Consider the following 18,286-nt stretch of genomic DNA (forward strand, 5'->3'; position numbering starts at 1 on the left):
TTTCGGTTGGGAAAGGCAGTAAATGACCAATGGCATCGCATTTGTGCTTGGGCTGACCATTGTGGTCCTGATATCTGCCGACATTTTTTTCTATGGCACGGAACATGTTGTCTTTCTGGGCAAAAAAATGTTTGAACTGACTGAATGGCTCGCTTTTTGGCGCTGAGTCCATTGTGACGCTTCGGCGCGCATCCACGGAAAGAACAGACAATGACAGTCAGATTGGGCATCAACGGCTTTGGCCGGATCGGACGCACGATATTGCGGGCGCTGCTGGACAGCGACAGAACAGATTTGCAGGTGGTGGCGATCAATGACCCTGCCCCTAAGGATACGCTGGCCCATCTGTTTGAATTTGACAGCATCCACGGTCGGTTGAGACACGCGGTTGAGCCGACAGACACGGGGCTTCTCCTGGCCAATCGGCCCATCAACATGACTTCTGATACGGACCCGGCCGCCCTGCCCTGGCAAGACGTGGATATCGCGTTGGAATGCAGTGGAAAGTTTGCCGAGGCTTCAGCAGCCGGGCGGCATCTGCAAAACGGGTCGCGGCGTGTTCTGCTTTCTGCGCCCGCCAAGGGAGACCTGAAAACAATCGTCTACGGTGTGAACGATCATCTGATCACGCCCGACGATACTGTTTTGTCGAATGGCTCCTGCACAACCAATTGCCTTGTTCCCGTCGCGCATGTTTTGCACGAAACACTCGGGATCAAACGCGGCATGATGACAACAGTGCATAGCTACACCAGTACGCAGCCAACCCATGACGCACCGCACGCGGACCTCTATCGCGCACGGGCCGCCGCATTATCGATGATCCCGACCTCAACCGGGGCCGCTCTCACTCTGGGTCAGGTCCTCCCCGATTTGGCGGGGCGGATCACCGGGCAAGCCATCCGTGTGCCAGCGCCGAATGTCTCCTGTATTGACCTGACGGTCGAAACACACAGCGCGACGACCCCCGAAGAGATAAACCGCTTTTTTCAGGATGCGGCAGCAAATGCTTTTAAAGGCATCATCAGCACCACCGCGCGAAAACTCGTGTCTTCCGATTTCAGACAGGACCCGCACAGCGCCATTTTCGCCGAAGATCAGACGCGTGTTCAGGATGGCACCCTGGTGCGTGTTCTGGCCTGGTATGACAATGAATGGGGTTTTTCCAACCGTATGTTGGATACCGCAGCGCGCATGGGCGCGCTGATCTGATCCTCAGCGTGCGCCGAAACGTTGCACCAACTCTGCTCTGACACGGGGGGTCACGAATTTGCTGACATCGCCGTTGAGACGCGCGATTTCCTTGACGAGCTTGCTGGCAATCGCCTGATGCTGCGCCTCGGCCATCAGGAACACAGTCTCTATCCCATTGTCCAACTGCCGGTTCATACCAACCATTTGATATTCATACTCAAAATCCGCAACCGCACGAAGACCCCGCACGATAATCTGGGCGCCAACATCCCGGGCGCAATCAATCAGCAGATTTTCAAAGGGATGCACGATAATTTCAATACCGGTCTGAGCGGCCAGTTCAACACATTCGGCCTCGATCAGAGCCACGCGTTTTTCCAACGAAAACAGCGGCCCCTTGTCTCTGTTGATCGCCACACCGATCACGAGGCGGTCCAACAGCACAGCAGCACGGCGGATGATGTCGATATGGCCCAGGGTGATGGGATCAAAGGTGCCGGGATAGAGGCCAACGCGCATGTGGTCTCTCCTGTCGTGAGTATTTTTGTGACCCGACCACTTCAGGGGCGGAATTGCAAGCGGGTAAGGACCTCCCTGCCCGCCAGGGGTCCTTCAGTGCCCCATGATCATGCCCTCAAGGGCATCTTTCTCCATCGCCAATTCCATCAGTTTGGCTTTCACCACATCGCCAAGCGAGATCACGCCCACAAGAACGCCGTCGCTCAGCACCGGCATATGGCGAAAACGTCCATCAGTCATTTTTTGCAAAACCGAATCTGCGGGATCTTCAGGGCTGCACGTCACCAGTTTCGTGGTCATCAGCGTTTCGACCGGATTGGCCAGGCATCCTGCACCGCGCGCGCCGATGTCACGTACAATGTCACGTTCTGATAAAATCCCATCAGCGGAATTCCCGTCTCGCGAGACAACAACCGTACCAATGCGTTTTTCAGACAGCATCTTTGCGGCCTCCGCCACCGACAAGGATGGCGTAACCGTCACAACATCCTGCAACGCCTTGGTTTTTAGAATTTGGGACACCAACATGTCGGACCTCCTTGAAACGTGTCGAAACCTGCCTCAGCGTCACCGCAAAGTGATTTCAAGTCAAGCCAGCGCTTCAAGTCTTGCAACTTCTGCGCGCAGCCCCTGACTCAAGGCTTCTGCAAAGCGGCTGAGACGCGGATTGCGTTGATCATCAAGATGCCGGATCAGGTAGAAAGCCCGGGTCAGGCTGATCTGATCGGTCAATATACGCCGAACTCCGGGCATGGCCGGAACCGAAAAATCATGCGCGATGCCGATGCCGCCACCCTGTCTGATCCAGTTGATTTGCACCGAAACGGAATTTGAGGCCAAAGAAACACGGGATATGCCAAGGTCGTTGAGATAATCCAGTTCCCGATCAAAGATCATGTCCGGAATGTAGCCAACGATCCTGTGCTTGCTGAGATCGGCAATATCGCTGATGTCACCTTGTGTTTCGAGATAGGATTCTGATGCTGCCAGATGCAGGTGGTAATCCGTGATTTTCTGCACCACCAGACGCCCGGCCGTCGGGGCGCTCACGGCAATGGCCATATCCGCTTCGCGCCGGGAGAGGTTGAATACCCGAGGCAAAGCAACAATCTGGATGTCGAGTTCCGGGTTTTCATCTGAAATTGCGGCGCAGACCTGCGGGAGCAGATAGTTGGCGCTGCCGTCCGGAGCCCCAATACGGATTTGGCCGCTGAGCCGGTCTGATTGAACCGGCAAATCCGCAACCGCACCCCGCATAGCGCGTTCAGCCGCCTCAGAACGCGCCAGCAAGGTCGTGCCCGCCTCGGTCAGCGCGTATCCTTGAGGTGATTTTACAAAGAGACTGGCCTGGAGTGATGCCTCCAACCGCTGCATCCGGCGCCCCAGAGTCGCCGGATCAAGCCGCAGCACCTTGCCGGCACCTGAAAGACTCTCCTCGCGGGCGACAGCGAGAAACAGACGCAGGTCGTCCCAATTCGTTTGCATCCTGAGCCCTCCGCCGTCTTCAGGAACCGTCCAACACTACCAGAAACCCGGCAGGCCGTTTTGCACAATTGCAAAGCCGCTTTGTCACCTTGCCCCTTTCCCGTTTTTTTTTGCAAGACTATGGTGCGAGACAAGCAAGCTATCGGCACATGAAGTGCATGACCAAGCCCCGCGGGAACCACCCCCAACTCGGAGAAACAAATGCAAGAACTTACCCACTACCTCAACGGCGCGCATGTCAAAGGCACGTCAGGCCGATTTGCGGATGTGATGAACCCGGCCACGGGTGAGGTCCAGGCGCAATGCCCTCTGGCCTCCGAAGAGGAACTGGCGCAGGCGGTTGCTTTCGCACAAGCCGCACAGCCGGCATGGGCTGCAACCAATCCGCAGCGCCGCGCGCGTGTGTTGATGAAGTTCGTCGATCTGCTGAACCGCGACATGGACAAACTCGCCGAAGCCCTGAGCCGGGAACATGGCAAGACCTTGCCAGATGCTGCGGGCGATGTGCAGCGCGGGCTGGAGGTTGTCGAATATTGCATCGGCGCGCCGCAATTGCTGAAAGGCGAATACACCGATAGCGCGGGCCCGGGCATTGACATGTATTCCATGCGTCAGGCGCTGGGTGTGACCGCTGGCATTACCCCCTTCAACTTTCCCGCAATGATCCCGATGTGGATGTTCGCCCCGGCCATCGCCTGCGGCAACGCCTTCATCCTCAAACCGTCCGAGCGGGACCCTTCGGTGCCGTTGATGCTTGCGGAACTGATCGAAGAAGCAGGGCTGCCCAAGGGTATTTTGCAGGTCGTCAACGGCGACAAAACTGCCGTCGATGCGATCCTGCACAATGACGTTATCCAGTCCATTGGATTTGTCGGGTCCACCCCCATTGCCGAATACATCTATGCTACGGGCTGCGCGAACGGCAAGCGCGTGCAATGTTTTGGCGGTGCCAAGAACCATATGATCGTCATGCCGGATGCGGATATGGATCAGGCTGCGGATGCGCTTGTCGGGGCGGGTTATGGTGCTGCGGGCGAGCGCTGCATGGCGATCTCCGTCGCGGTCCCGGTTGGGGATGAGACCGCCGACCGTCTGATCGAAAAGCTGGTGCCCCGGATCGAAAAGCTGAAAGTCGGCCCGTACACGGCTGGCACGGATGTGGATTACGGCCCCGTCGTCACGGCCGCTGCCAAAGCCAACATCGAACGGCTGGTGCAAACCGGCATTGATCAGGGCGCAAAACTGGTCGTCGACGGGCGGAACTTCAGCCTTCAGGGTTATGAAGATGGCTTTTTCGTCGGCGCGCATCTCTTTGATAATGTCACCAAGGACATGGACATCTACAAGCACGAGATTTTCGGGCCCGTCCTGTCGACCGTGCGCGCCCAAAGCTACGAAGAGGCACTCGGGCTGGCGATGGATCATGAATACGGCAACGGCACCGCGATTTTTACGCGTGACGGGGATGCGGCGCGCGATTTCGCCAATCGTGTCAACGTCGGCATGGTCGGTGTGAATGTGCCAATCCCGGTGCCATTGGCCTACCACACCTTCGGCGGATGGAAGAAGTCGGTGTTTGGCGATCTGAACCAGCACGGCCCCGATGCGTTCAAATTCTACACGCGGACAAAAACGGTTACTTCCCGCTGGCCGTCAGGCATCAAGGAAGGCGGCGAATTTTCCATTCCAGTGATGGAATAGAAACTCATTGCTCTGGCTTGTAGGACAGGCCTGCCCAAATAAAAAAAGCGGCTCTGAAAAGAGCCGCTTTTAGCGGTTTCGATAAAAGGCGATCAGGCCTTTTTCTGGCGACGGCGCAGCGCGCCCATGCCACCAAGTGCACCGATCAACATCCAACCCGCCGCAGGCAAGGGAACCCCTGGTACGTCGTATTCTGCGGTCACCGCACGCAGTTTCCACTCATCATTGGAATCAAACGCCATAATGCCCCAGACTTTGCTGGAAACACCACCAAAGTTGGTGAAGGGATCGCTGGACTGGCTGAAGCTGATGAAATCACCGTCATCAATCTTGCCATCTTCATTTGCGTCATAGAGCCAACGCATGTTGTCATTGCTGCCGAAGAAGCTGAAATCAACCGATGTCAAGCGAACGGCTTGCGAGAAAACAACCTCGATGAAGTCTCTATAGCCGCTGCCGTCGACCTGGTGATCGTTGTCACCTGTCGAATTGACAACACCTGCACCGCCGCCGTAGCGACCGATGTGTGGATCATTCGCCAAAGTCACGCCGATATTGGTGAAGCCGGTCGTTCCGTTGGAAACACCTGTGATGTTACCAATGGTTGAGCCCGCTTTGAAAGTTGCGGTCAAACCACCCTGGGTCATTGGATCCAACGCATTTGAAAGATTGTTGTAGCGCAGCGAGTCATTGCCCGTCAGGTCAAACGTCGCGGACATTGTCGCGGCGGATGCTGAACTTGCGAAAATTGTCAGAGCTGCAGCGGTCATGCCGGCCGCTAAATATTTAACACTCATTCCGATATTCCTCATTATATTCGTTACAAAGCTTTGTCGGTTTACGGTGCCTAACTCGGAACCACCACTTACCACGCGCAAACTACCATGGGCGCATTTTTGCCGCAATCTGATTTGCAAATTTTCGGTTAATTTTACAGATATATACTGTTATTTATCATATGCTTATCAACAATACGTGATTACCGGTACGGATTGTATTCTACCGATCCGCGAAATATACAGGCGAAATACCGCGCAAAATTCACCGCATAGTAGAAAACGCTTTTTGAGATCTACTTCGCGACGCTCCAAAAGCTATCCGGTGGTTGAATTCTGGATTGAAAATCGGCGTTTCGATCACCGCCGATTCGGTTGCTGTGCGGGCCTTGCTGGCCTATGAAAACCAGTATGAAAGACATCTCAATTCGCGCCGTTGGCCCCACGGGCCGTATCACCTTGAACAGGCCCACCGCCCTGAACGCGATCACTTATGAAATGTGCCTCGCGATCGAAGCGGCATTTGATCGCTGGCTCACCGATCCGGACGTTACTCAAATTGTGATTGATGCATCCGGCGACAAGGCCTTTTGTGCCGGTGGCGATATCGCTGAACTCTATGAAACCGGCATTGAGGCGAATTATGCCTTTGGCCAGAAATTCTGGGCAGACGAATACCGCCTGAATGGCAAGATATTCGACTATCCCAAACCGGTGATTTCGTTCCTTCAGGGGTTCACCATGGGCGGCGGCGTCGGGATCGGCTGCCACGGGTCGCACCGTATCGTTGGAGAGAGCAGCCAGATTGCGATGCCAGAGTGCGGCATCGGATTGATCCCTGACGTAGGTGGCTCCCTGCTGCTTGCCCTGGCACCGGGCCGGGTCGGCGAATATCTCGGGACGACGGGCGCACGCATGTCAGCGGCAGACGCCATTCTTGCCGGATTTGCCGATCACTTTATTCCCCAAGCCGAGTGGCCGCGCCTGATTGAGGCCCTTGAGGCAGGTGCCGGCCCCGATATCCTGTCAGACGCCGCTCAAACCGCGCCTGAAGGGCAATTGGCGAAAAATCTGGGCGAAATCGACCAGCATTTTGGCGGAGAAACGCTTGGTGACATTCTGAGTTCGCTGCGGCACGATGATCGTGAATTTGCGGCAGCGGCGCAGGACAGACTGAACAGAAACAGCCCCTTATCAATGGCGTGCTGCGTGGAACTCATTCACAGGCTGCGCGGACCTTCCATCACCATGGCCAAGGCGCTCGATCTTGAATATCGTTTTACCTACAGGGCTATGGAACACGGCGATTTTCTGGAGGGTATCAGGGCCACCATCATCGACAAGGATCGAAACCCCAAGTGGCGATTTACCGATGGCCAGGTGCCAGCCGCCGAAGTCAGCAAGATGCTCATGCCGCTTGGTCAAAACAAACTGAAGCTGGGAGATGCACAGATGACAAAACTCAAAATCGGCTTTGTCGGATTGGGCAATATGGGCGCGCCTATGGCCGTTAATCTTGCCAAGGCGGGGCATGAGGTACGGGGTTTTGATACCGCCGCACAGCCCCCCGAAGGCGTCGCCGCAACCCAATCCGCAGTTGACGCCGCAGCAGGGGCGGATGTGGTGATCACGATGCTCCCCAATGGCGATATTCTCCGTGCGGTCGCATCTGAGGTTCTGCCAGCCATGCAAGCTGGCGCCCTCTTGCTCGATTGCTCGACCGTGGACGTAGAAGCGGCCCGTGATGTTGCCGGGCAAGCCACCGAAAGAGCTTTGGGCTTTGTCGATGCACCCGTCTCTGGTGGGATCGGCGGGGCCGCGGGTGGCACGCTGACCTTCATGGCCGGTGGTACGACAGAGGCCTTCGCCAAAGCACAGCCCCTTTTTGACATCATGGGACAGAAAGCCGTCCATTGCGGGGAAGCAGGTGCCGGACAGGCCGCCAAAATATGCAACAACATGATCCTCGGGGCGACCATGATCGCAACCTGTGAAGCCTTCGCACTGGCCGACAAACTGGGACTGGACCGCCAGAAAATGTTTGATGTGGTCAGCACCTCCTCCGGATACAGTTGGAGCATGAATGCCTATTGCCCCGCCCCGGGCGTTGGCCCCACAAGCCCTGCCGATAACGGTTATCAACCCGGATTTGCCGCCGAATTGATGCTCAAGGACCTCGGGCTTTCCCAACAAGCTGCCGAAGCCGTGGATGCCGATACGCCCATGGGCGCATTGGCGCATCAGCTATATGCGCATTTCGTCGAGAATGAGGATGGTCTGGGCAAGGATTTTTCCGCGATGCTGCCCCGTTTTTCAGCGCGCGGAAGGCAAACGTAAGTCGCAAACAGGCAAGTTGCGGAACGGCGCTCCCCTAAGGTGATGCCAATCCACCAAGAGGTTCCGATGCCCCCAGCCTTTCACGAGTTTGCCGCAGATTTGAGTTACACGGACCTGCCGCCCGAGGTTTTGTCCGTGTTGCGCAGATCTTTTCTCGACACGATGGGCGTTGCAGCCGCGGCATCATCGACCGGCATGGCCGGGATCGCGCGACGGAACGCAGTCGCACTTTATGGGGTCGGATCAGCCGGTGGCGCGCGTATTTTAATGAATGGCACAATCACCAGCCCCGCCGGAGCCGCCATGGCCGGTGCCTTCACGGTCGACAGCATAGACGCCCATGACGGCTCGTCTCCGTGCAAAGGGCATGCCGGATCGGCAGTTTTTCCCGCCATGCTGGCCATGGCCGACGTTAAAAATGATATGAAAGCCGCTGATTTCGCGACACTTTTGGCTCTTTCTTACGAAACCAGCTACCGGGCGGGGTTGGCTCAGCACGCAACCTGCGCGGACTATCACACCTCAGGGTCCTGGACAGCCGTTGGCGTCGCCATTGCCACCGCGCGTGTCCTTGGATGTTCGCCAGATCAAATCCGCCATGCTGCCGGGATTGGCGAATACCATGGTCCCCGGAGCCAGATGATGCGCTGCATTGATCATCCGACCATGGTGCGGGATGGTGTCGGCTGGGGCGCGCCAACCGGCGTCACCGCAGGCTATCTGGCCCAAATGGGATTCACCGGTGCCCCGGCGCTGACCTGTGAAAACGCTGGCGAATTCTGGGCTGATCTCGGATCATCCTGGCGTGTCGCGCAAGATACCCATTACAAGCCCTACCCCTGTTGTCGTTGGGCGCATCCCGCGCTGGATGCGGCCCACGACCTGATGCAGGAGCATCACCTGCATCATGCGCAGATTGCCCGGGTCGACATTCGAACCTTCCATAATGCCACCCGCCTTGCAGGGCACGCACCCGCAACACCGGATGAATTTGCCTACGCCATCGCATTCCCGGTCGCCGCCATGATTGTGCGCGGGCAGCTCGGTCTGCCCGAACTGACACCTTCGACGCTTCAGGACGCCGAAATCCTGCGCATTAGCAAGGCTACGCATCTCATTGATGATCCGCATTTCACGAAGATCAGCGAAGGCAAGAGATGGGCACAGGTCACTCTGACGCTCACAGACGGGTCGCAATACGAGTCCACACCACGTACCCCTCGGGGCGATGCTGATTTGCCGCTCAGTGATGCAGAAATCTCTGACAAATTCCACCTGTTTGCGAATCCGGTTCTGGGCAGCCACCGCGCCTGCGAGATCGAAGCGCTCTGTCGCGAGTTCGATAAATTAGCCGAGCCAGATTTCAAACGGCTTCTCGATCTCTGCCTGAGCCCAACCAATAATCTCGGTCCAGCGGTCTGATTGCAGGACGCGCCGATCACATTACAACAGGGGTCATCAAGGCGCATTTCAGCACGCCCATCAAAGGGCTCCGAAGCTACTCAGCAGCGACCTTGCCCCGCGCGTGCAACATCGGTTTCAGGTACTTACCGGTGTAGCTTTCCGGCACCTCCGCCACTTTTTCAGGCGTTCCGGTTGCCACGATACGGCCTCCTCCGTCGCCGCCTTCTGGCCCGATATCAATGATATGGTCAGCCGTTTTCACAACATCCAGGTTATGCTCGATCACAATCACCGAGTTACCCTGATCCACCAGTTCATGCAGCACTTCCAGCAGCTTGCGCACGTCTTCGAAATGCAAGCCCGTGGTCGGCTCATCCAGAATGTAAAGCGTACGACCCGTTGAGCGTTTGCTGAGTTCCTTGGAGAGTTTAACGCGCTGCGCCTCACCCCCCGACAGCGTGGTGGCTTGCTGGCCGACCTTAATATAGCCAAGCCCGACCCGCATCAACGCGTCCATCTTTTCGCGGATGGACGGAACCGCCGAGAAAAACGCCTGCGCGTCTTCCACGGTCATGTTCAGCACATCGGCAATGCTCTTGCCCTTGAACTTGATTTCCAGTGTCTCGCGGTTGTAGCGCGCGCCCTTGCAGGTCTCGCATTCCACATAGACATCGGGCAGAAAATGCATCTCGATCTTGATGACACCGTCCCCCTGACAGGCCTCGCACCGCCCGCCCTTGACGTTGAACGAAAACCGCCCCGGTTTGTAGCCACGCGCCTTTGCTTCGGGCAGTCCTGAAAACCAGTCGCGGATCGGGGTAAAGGCGCCTGTGTAGGTCGCAGGGTTTGACCGTGGCGTCCGGCCGATCGGGCGCTGGTCTATGTCGATGACCTTGTCGAGATATTCGAGCCCCTTGATCGTCTCGCAGGGCGCGGGCGTCTGGCGCGCACCGTTCAGGCGCATTGAGGCGGTCTTGAACAGGGTTTCGATGGTCAGGGTGGATTTGCCCCCACCCGACACACCGGTCACGCAGACGAATTTGCCCAAGGGATAATCGACCGTCACATTTTGCAGATTGTTGCCGGTGGCTTTGACAACCTGAACCTTCTTCTTGTTGCCTTTGCGTCGCGTGGCAGGCACCGGAATCTCGCGCACGCCGGTCAGGTACTGGCCAGTGATCGAATTCTTGTCATGTGCAATGGTGGCTGGCGGGCCGTGACTGACCACCTGTCCACCGTGCACCCCTGCGCCGGGGCCGATATCGAATACGTAATCCGCTTCGCGGATCGCCTCTTCGTCATGCTCGACAACGATCACCGTATTGCCCTGATCCCGCAGGTTTTTCAGGGTCAGGAGCAAGCGGTCATTGTCGCGTTGATGCAAACCTATGGACGGCTCATCCAGCACATAAAGCACGCCCGTCAAACCCGACCCGATTTGCGAGGCCAGTCGGATGCGCTGGCTTTCGCCCCCCGATAGCGTGCCTGCGTTCCGGCTGAGCGTCAGGTATTCAAGACCCACGTTGTTGAGAAATCCAAGCCTTTCGCGGATTTCCTTGAGGATCGCGCGGGCAATTTCGTTTTTCTGTTTGGTCAAGTGGTCCGGGACGGTTTCGCACCAGTCAAAAGCCTCGCGGATCGACATCTGGACAACCTCGCCCACGTGCAGACCGGCGATTTTCACGGCCAGCGCTTCTTCGCGCAGACGAAAACCGCCACAGGATCCACAGGGGCGATTGTTTTGATAGCGCTCGAACTCCTCGCGAATCCAGTTGCTGTCGGTCTCGCGATAGCGCCGCTCCATATTCGGGATCACACCCTCAAAGACGCGGGTCACCTGATAGACGCGACCGCCTTCATCGTAGCGGAAGGCAATCTCTTCTTCACCCGATCCATAGAGAAACACCTGCTGGACCTTTTCGGGCAGGTCTTTCCATTTGTCCGACTGTTTGAACTTGTAATGTTTGGCAATCGCTTCAATGGTTTGCAGAAAATACGGGGATTTCCCCTTGCGCCACGGAGCCAGCGCGCCATCAGCGATTTTCAGGTTCTGGTCAGGCACCACGAGGCGCTCGTCAAAGAAAAGCTCGACCCCTAGCCCGTCGCATTCCGGGCAGGCACCAAAAGGCGCGTTGAAGGAAAACAACCGCGGTTCGATCTCGGGAATCGTAAATCCCGAGACCGGACAGGCGAATTTTTCCGAGAACGTCGTGCGTTCCGGATCGCCTTCGGTCGGGGCGGTTTCGAGAATGGCGATGCCATCGGCCAGATCCAATGCGGTGCGCAAGGAATCTGCCAACCGTGTCTCCAGCCCTTCACGCACCACAATCCGGTCGACCACCACGTCGATGTCATGGCGGAATTTCTTGTCGAGGGCCGGCGGTTCGTCCAGCTCATAAAACTGCCCGTCGACCTTGACTCGCTGGAAACCCTGCTTGCGCAGTTCCAGAAATTCCTTGCGGTATTCGCCTTTCCGGTCGCGGATAATCGGGGCCAGCAGGTAGGCGCGCGTGCCTTCCTCCATGGTCATGACACGGTCCACCATGTCCTGAACCTGCTGCGCTTCGATGGGTTTGCCGGTCGCGGGCGAATAAGGGGTGCCGACCCGCGCGAATAGCAGCCGCATGTAGTCGTAGATTTCGGTCACCGTGCCAACGGTCGAGCGTGGATTTTTCGATGTGGTTTTCTGTTCGATGGAAATCGCCGGCGAGAGACCGGCAATATGATCCACATCCGGTTTCTGCATCATATCGAGGAACTGCCGGGCGTAGGCGGAGAGTGATTCCACGTAGCGGCGCTGCCCTTCGGCGTAGATCGTGTCAAACGCCAGAGACGATTTGCCTGACCCCGAAAGCCCTGTAATCACAACCAGTTGGTCGCGCGGAATATCCACGTCGATGCTCTTGAGATTATGTTCGCGCGCGCCGCGTACTTCGATATGTTTTAGCTCGGCCATCAGGCACCCCCGTGTAACCCGATAGACATAGGCGTATTCCGGCAATTAGCCAATGAAAAAATGAGAACAAAAGGTAAACTTTAAGCGCGGGCTCGCCGTCGCGCCAGCGCCAAATGCGCGCACCCTCCCAGCGCAAAGGCACATCCGGCAAGAAGCGGCAGGCCAGCGTACCCGATGGCGCCAATTGTCACAGCCATAACCGGCGTTCCCAGCGTATTACCGACATTGCCCATTTGCGCCAACGCCCCATTGGCCTGCGCCTGCGTGGCGGGCGATCCGTTCAGTTGCGGCACGGCGGCAAAGCTTGCCCCCTGCACCAACCCCATGGCTGCCGCCAACAGCAAACAGCCCATTGGATCGCCAGGAACCTGCCAGAGCCAGATCATGACCAGCGCACTTGCGGCAAAGCCGATCCCGATGACCGTGACGGCTGACATGATGCGCAGCAGGGCCACGCCGATGATCATGGACGACGCGATGCTCGACAGTGGCATGGCCCCCATGACAAAGGCGCGGCTCTCTTCCGCGATGTAGGGCGGCATCACGGTCAGGATCGAGACGAAGCAGAAGGTGTAGAACAGCCATCCGATGGCAGGTGCCGAGATCGACGGCGACCGGTAGATCGTCGCGTGGTCTTTGACAATTTTCGACAGGGACAGAGGCGGGACCGGCGTGTCAATGCTGAGGGCGCGCAACCTGGCACCGAGGAAGAGTGCAAAAATCGCCAGATAGATCGCATGCGCGATCAGCAGCGCCGGGATGCCCTGCCACGCCACAAGCGGCAGCCCGGCCCAGGCCAGAACGGTGAAGGAAACGCCGAAAAATGTCCCCCAAAGCGTCAGAGCAAGCCCGCGATCCCTGGGCGCGCAAAGCTGGGCGATCAGGGTTGGTGCTGCAACCACCATGGCCAGATGAGACAATCCTTCCAAGGCGCGGCTGGCCAGCATCCAGGGCAGCGGCGGCAGCAGCGCCTGAAAGGCGGAAATGGCCGCCCCCGCCCAAAGCGCCCATAAAAGCGCCCGGCGATACCGGATGCGGGCCACCATCAACCCCGCGGCCACACCGAAGAAGATGCCCAGAAGGCCGACGATCGACACCACGAACCCCAGTGACGCCCCCGCGTCCGGGTAAACCTCTGGTAGTTGGTCGAAAATCGCGCTGAACTTGCCGTATTGCGCCGCCGCGCCCAGCCCCGCACCCCACAGTGCCAGCACCAGACCCCAAGGGGTTTTCTTTTCGAATTGCGTGGGGTGCATCTGCGGGGACCTCCGCGGGGAAGGCCCCCCGCTGTGCTACATATGAATGACGCGGCCGTAGGCGTCCAGCACGGATTCGTGCATCATTTCAGAGAGCGTCGGATGCGGGAAGACAGTGTTCATCAAGTCTTCTTCTGTGGTCTCCAACTGACGCCCGACCACATAGCCCTGGATCAGTTCGGTTACTTCGGCACCCACCATATGCGCGCCCAGCAATTCACCGGTCTTGGCATCAAAAATGGTCTTGATCATGCCTTCAGGTTCGCCCAGCGCGATGGCCTTGCCGTTGCCGATAAAGGGGAAACGCCCGACCTTGATGTCGTGACCAAGCTCCTTGGCCTTGGCTTCGGTAAAGCCCACGCTGGCCACTTGCGGATGGCAATAGGTGCAGCCCGCAATGGTTTCGGGTTTGACGGGATGCGCGTGTTTGCCCGCGATTAGATCGGCGACCATGACACCCTCGTGGGACGCCTTATGCGCCAGCCACGGGGCGCCCGCGATGTCACCGATGGCATAAAGACCATCGACGCCGGTGCGGCAGAATTCATCGGTGACCACATGGGTACGGTCGACTTTCACGCCCAGCGCTTCGAGTCCCAACCCTTCGGTGTTGCCGACAATGCCCACTGCCGAGATCACCGTGTCAAAGTCGTGCTTTTCAACCTTGCCACCCACGTCGATATGCGCGGTCACCTTGCCTTTGGCGCGATCAAGCTGCTTGACCATGGCTTTCTGCATGATCTTCATGCCCTGCTTTTCGAAGGATTTCTTGGCAAAGGCGGAGATTTCGGCATCCTCAACCGGCAGCACGCGGTCCATGACCTCAACCACCGTCGTATCCGCGCCAAGTGTGTTGTAGAAACTGGCAAATTCGATCCCGATGGCGCCGGAGCCAATGACCAGCAATTTTTTGGGCATGCGTTTGGGTTCCAGCGCGTGTTTGTAGGTCCAGACCAGATCGCCGTCCGCCTCCAGACCCGGCAGTTCGCGCGCCCGTGCACCCGTGGCCAAAACGATGTTCTTGGTGGTCAGTTCCTCGCTGCCTTTTTCGGTTTTCACACTCACTTTGCCCTTGGCCGGGATCATGGCCTCTCCCATGAACACAGTGACTTTGTTTTTCTTCATCAGATGACCGATGCCACCCGAGAGCTGCCCTGCGACTTTCCGCGACCGTTTTACAACCGCGTCGAGATCGTAGCCGACGTTGTCGGCCTTCAGCCCAAACTCCTTGGCGCGGTGCATCAGGTGGAAGACCTCGGAAGACCGCAGCATTGCCTTGGTCGGAATACATCCCCAGTTGAGGCAAATGCCCCCCAGATGTTCCCGCTCGACAATGGCAACAGACATCCCCAATTGCGCACCACGGATGGCCGCAACGTAGCCCCCCGGGCCCGCACCAATCACAATAAGATCGAAGGATTTTGCAGCCATGTCACGTCCTCGCAGAAGGGATAAGGAAAATATAGTTTACCGTTAAACTATATTGAACCCAGCGGCAACATGCTGCACGGCGCGACATTTGCGCGCCGTGGTCTCGAAACGTCAGCGTTTCTTTCAGGCGGCTTTTGCCGCCTGCAGGCTCCGGATCATCTCTCCGTAACCTCCACGAGCGAGAAATTCCTGCTCGGCTTTCGTATGAGGCCGGTCCAGCGCTTCATTGCGGGTCGGGAAGCGCCCAAACTGGCGAATAACAGCGCGGTGGGCCTGCGCATGCAGAAGGTGCTCAGCACCACCCGCAGGCATCCGCTCGCACATCAGCCGCACACAGCGGTCCTGATCACAAAGATTTTCAGAATGCATGAGCGGGAGGTAGAAAAACTGCCGCGCGGGCTCATTAATCCGAATATCCCAACCCTTGTCGATGGCTGATTTCGCCGCCGCCAAAGCGGCACGGTCACTCGCAAACGCCTGCCCTGTATCACGGAACATATTGCGAGAGAACTGATCCATCAGAATTGTGTAGGCCAAGGCCCCCGAGGGATATGTGAGCCAAAGCGAAAACCGCCCCTCACAGGCGCCATGCCAAGTCTCTTCAAATTTCGTCCGGATCGCTGCATCGAGCGCATCGGACTGCTTGTACCAACCTTCGGGGTCTATTTCATCCAACCAAAAGCTTAAAATTTCTTGCGGATCAACCATTACTACAGTCTCCAAATAAACAAACCACATTCATAGGTTAAGGTCTGTTCACGTTAATTTCCTAGTCACTTTTTGCATCATTACGACACATTCAATTTGTGGTTGAGGTGTTTTCGTCGCTGAGCTCCGTTTCGATGGCATATTCCTGTGCATATTCCAGTGCAACCGACGTGTAGGACGGTGCCACTGCCACATAAGCGCCCGTCTCGTCGACGGGAATAGATTTCCGCACCGTTGAGCGATATCCCGCGTATGCGACCAGCAAGGCAAAGAGCGCGCCTGTGAAGAGGTAGAACCCGCCCGGCCCAACAAAGTCCATCATGTAGCCTGTGATGATCGGCCCGAGGATGGCCCCGAGACCATTGATAAAGATCAGCCCGCCCGAAGCCGCAGCCATATCCTCGTGCTCCAGGAAGTCGTTGGTATGCGCAATTAGCAGCGAATAAAGCGGATTTGACATCCCTCCCACGACGAAGGCGGACGCCAGCAGCAACGTGAACTCGCCGCCCAGCAACAGTCCGAGCACCGATCCCGCGACACCAACCGCCGAGACGATCAGGATCAGAAAACGTCTGTCCATCCGGTCCGATATCCATCCAATCGGGTATTGCAACAGGACCGCGCCCACAAAGAACATCGCCACGAAAGTTGAAATCTGGGCGACGCTCAGACCCGCCTTAGCGCCAAAAACCGAGGCCATGCCGAACTGGGCGGAAAAGATACCGCCCAGCAAGAACATGCCCACGCATCCCATCGGGGAATAGCCAGCCAGCTCTCTCAGGCTCATGGGTTTGGTGGCCTCAAAGGCAGGTGTCGGACTGATCGACAGCAAAATCGGCGTCACCGCGATGGAAACCAGCACTGATGGGATGACAAAAAGCACGTAGCCGGAGGGGTCCGCCGTCAACAACAGCGCCTGGCTGAGCACGATGCCCGCGGTCTGAACGATCATGTAAAGCGACAGGGCCTGTCCGCGGTTTTCATTTGTCGCGGCATTGTTCAGCCAGCTTTCGGCAGTCACGTAAACGGCGGAAAAACAAAACCCGATCAGCACGCGACCCAAGGTCCAGACCCAGACCTCTGTCAGGGTCGGGTAAATGATCATGACAGCGGAGATCAACGACGCAAGGGCCGCGAAAACCCGCACGTGCCCCACGCGCCGGATCATCCCGGGTGCCATGCGCGAGCCACCCAGGAATCCCACGAAATAGGCGGACATGACAATCGACATCTCCAATGTGGAGAACCCTTCGATTTCACCGCGAATGCCCAGCAGGGTCCCCTGCATGCCATTGCCAACCATCAGCAGGGACATGCCCAGCAAGAGCGCCCAAGCGCTTGATAAAACCTGCAGCATCTGGATCTCCATTCGGTCGTTGGGAGGGACGACAACCCCACATAGACTCAGACAAATTGCCCGGTCCGGCCCAAGTGCGACTTTGCAGGTCGCTTTGCGCACTTGAAGCGTTATTTTGGAAAGAGAAGCGACGCGTCTCCATATGAAAAGAAACGATACTGCGCAGCGATGGCGTGATCGTAAATGCCGCGCACGGTCTGCTGGCCCATCAGTGCCGAGACCAGCATCATCAGCGTTGATTTGGGCAAATGGAAATTGGTCATCAGCCCGTCCGCGACCTGAAAATCAAAGCCGGGGTAGATGAAAATATCCGTGTCCCCCTGCCACACCCCGAATTCGCCGCGTTGCGCCGCCGTTTCAATTAGGCGCAAAGCTGTTGTACCAACCGGGATGACCCGCCCGCCGGAGGCTTTGGTCGCTGCAATCTCAGAGGCCGCGCGATCACTCACCTGCCCCCATTCTGAATGCATCTTGTGCGTGGTCACGTCATCCACCTTGACGGGCAGAAATGTTCCGGCCCCGACATGCAGCGTTACATGGGTGAAATCGACGCCCATGTCAGCCAGCTGCGCCAGCAGCGCCGCATCAAAATGCAAGGAGGCGGTTGGCGCCGCCACGGCCCCTTTTTTTCGCGCAAAGACGGTTTGGTAATCCTGCTTGTCCTGCGCATCTGCCGGTCGTTTGGCTGCGATATAGGGCGGCAGGGGCATCGCACCCGCGGCGTTCAGCGCCACATCAAAATCGTGCCCCGTCAGGTTGAAGGCCAGGACGCCTTGCCCGTCGATGACATCCTGCAAGGTCGCGGATAGATCTGCATTGAATACGACATCTTCGCCGCGTTTCAGCTTTTTCAACGGCTTGATCAGAGCGGTCCAGACGCCATCGCCACGGGGTTCCAGCAATGTGACCTCGATCCGCGCACTGGTCTGACCCTGCGCACCTGTGCGATGTCGCTGACCGGTCAGTCGCGCCGGAATGACCTTGGTGTCATTCAGCACCAACCGGTCGCCGCGGCGCAGGAATTGCGCAAGCTCTGACACGCGGGCATCGGTAATCTCGTCCCCTCGTGCCACAAGCAGGCGGGCAGAGGTGCGCGGTACCGCCGGGCGGGTCGCAATCAGATGATCGGGCAGATCGAAATCGAAGTCACTGAGTTTCATGG

The 18,286-nt window shown here is 57.5% G+C and carries 15 protein-coding genes and 1 pseudogene; 6 read left to right on the top strand and 10 right to left on the bottom strand.

The annotated features are described in order from the left end of the window. Positions 1–22 precede the first annotated feature (22 nt). Positions 23–166, top strand: coding sequence for a hypothetical protein (locus Q0802_RS00250; protein ID WP_298911875.1), 144 nt, complete (start codon positions 23–25; stop codon positions 164–166). Positions 167–210: 44 nt separating this feature from the next. Further along, on the top strand, positions 211–1,212 hold the full coding sequence (gap, locus tag Q0802_RS00255) for a type I glyceraldehyde-3-phosphate dehydrogenase (RefSeq protein ID WP_298911878.1): 1,002 nt from the start codon (positions 211–213) through the stop codon (positions 1,210–1,212). A gap of 3 nt (positions 1,213–1,215) precedes the next feature. On the opposite strand, the gene coaD is transcribed toward gap, so the two are convergent. From coaD to Q0802_RS00270, 3 genes are all read right to left on the bottom strand, one after another. Further along, entirely contained in the window at positions 1,216–1,713 is a 498-nt protein-coding gene (gene coaD, locus Q0802_RS00260; RefSeq protein ID WP_298911883.1) for a pantetheine-phosphate adenylyltransferase, read from the bottom strand. 93 nt (positions 1,714–1,806) lie between these two features. Beyond that, positions 1,807–2,241, bottom strand: a complete 435-nt coding sequence (locus tag Q0802_RS00265) for a CBS domain-containing protein (protein ID WP_298911886.1) — start codon at positions 2,239–2,241, stop codon at positions 1,807–1,809. A gap of 60 nt (positions 2,242–2,301) precedes the next feature. Next, the gene (locus Q0802_RS00270) at positions 2,302–3,198 is read right to left on the bottom strand and encodes a LysR family transcriptional regulator (RefSeq protein WP_298911889.1); all 897 of its coding nucleotides are present in this window, start codon (positions 3,196–3,198) and stop codon (positions 2,302–2,304) included. 201 nt (positions 3,199–3,399) lie between these two features. On the opposite strand from Q0802_RS00270, the gene Q0802_RS00275 reads away from it, so the two are divergent. After that, on the top strand, positions 3,400–4,899 hold the full coding sequence (locus tag Q0802_RS00275; RefSeq protein ID WP_298911891.1) for a CoA-acylating methylmalonate-semialdehyde dehydrogenase: 1,500 nt from the start codon (positions 3,400–3,402) through the stop codon (positions 4,897–4,899). 92 nt (positions 4,900–4,991) lie between these two features. Here the strand turns inward: Q0802_RS00275 and Q0802_RS00280 are convergent, their stop codons facing one another. Further along, the gene (locus Q0802_RS00280; RefSeq protein WP_298911896.1) at positions 4,992–5,771 is read right to left on the bottom strand and encodes a VPLPA-CTERM sorting domain-containing protein; all 780 of its coding nucleotides are present in this window, start codon (positions 5,769–5,771) and stop codon (positions 4,992–4,994) included. A 315-nt stretch (positions 5,772–6,086) separates the two neighbouring features. On the opposite strand from Q0802_RS00280, the pseudogene Q0802_RS24690 reads away from it, so the two are divergent. From Q0802_RS24690 to Q0802_RS00290, 3 genes and pseudogenes are all read left to right on the top strand, one after another. After that, positions 6,087–7,100 (top strand): annotated as a pseudogene (locus Q0802_RS24690) (enoyl-CoA hydratase/isomerase family protein); the annotation flags it as partial. A gap of 27 nt (positions 7,101–7,127) precedes the next feature. Then, the gene (mmsB, locus tag Q0802_RS24695; protein ID WP_366523294.1) at positions 7,128–8,012 is read left to right on the top strand and encodes a 3-hydroxyisobutyrate dehydrogenase; all 885 of its coding nucleotides are present in this window, start codon (positions 7,128–7,130) and stop codon (positions 8,010–8,012) included. 66 nt (positions 8,013–8,078) lie between these two features. After that, on the top strand, positions 8,079–9,434 hold the full coding sequence (locus tag Q0802_RS00290) for an MmgE/PrpD family protein (protein WP_298911901.1): 1,356 nt from the start codon (positions 8,079–8,081) through the stop codon (positions 9,432–9,434). Positions 9,435–9,510: 76 nt separating this feature from the next. On the opposite strand, the gene uvrA is transcribed toward Q0802_RS00290, so the two are convergent. From uvrA to queA, 6 genes are all read right to left on the bottom strand, one after another. Beyond that, positions 9,511–12,372 (bottom strand): excinuclease ABC subunit UvrA, encoded by a 2,862-nt coding sequence (gene uvrA, locus Q0802_RS00295; protein WP_298911903.1) that lies wholly within the window; start codon positions 12,370–12,372, stop codon positions 9,511–9,513. 80 nt (positions 12,373–12,452) lie between these two features. Further along, positions 12,453–13,628, bottom strand: a complete 1,176-nt coding sequence (locus Q0802_RS00300; RefSeq protein ID WP_298911905.1) for an MFS transporter — start codon at positions 13,626–13,628, stop codon at positions 12,453–12,455. A gap of 36 nt (positions 13,629–13,664) precedes the next feature. Further along, a complete protein-coding gene (gene lpdA / locus Q0802_RS00305; RefSeq protein ID WP_298911907.1) occupies positions 13,665–15,059 on the bottom strand; it encodes a dihydrolipoyl dehydrogenase in 1,395 nt (464 codons plus the stop codon). 123 nt (positions 15,060–15,182) lie between these two features. Further along, positions 15,183–15,767 carry a DUF924 family protein gene (locus tag Q0802_RS00310; RefSeq protein WP_298911909.1) on the bottom strand — a complete coding sequence of 195 codons (585 nt, stop codon included), beginning with the start codon at positions 15,765–15,767 and terminating at the stop codon, positions 15,183–15,185. A 91-nt stretch (positions 15,768–15,858) separates the two neighbouring features. Further along, a complete protein-coding gene (locus Q0802_RS00315; protein ID WP_298911911.1) occupies positions 15,859–17,124 on the bottom strand; it encodes an MFS transporter in 1,266 nt (421 codons plus the stop codon). A gap of 110 nt (positions 17,125–17,234) precedes the next feature. After that, complete coding sequence (gene queA / locus Q0802_RS00320; RefSeq protein ID WP_298911913.1) at positions 17,235–18,284, bottom strand: tRNA preQ1(34) S-adenosylmethionine ribosyltransferase-isomerase QueA; 1,050 nt, start codon at positions 18,282–18,284, stop codon at positions 17,235–17,237. Positions 18,285–18,286 lie beyond the last annotated feature (2 nt).

It is taken from the genome of uncultured Roseobacter sp. (assembly GCF_947495275.1).
In the GTDB taxonomy this organism is placed as follows: Bacteria; Pseudomonadota; Alphaproteobacteria; order Rhodobacterales; family Rhodobacteraceae; genus Roseobacter.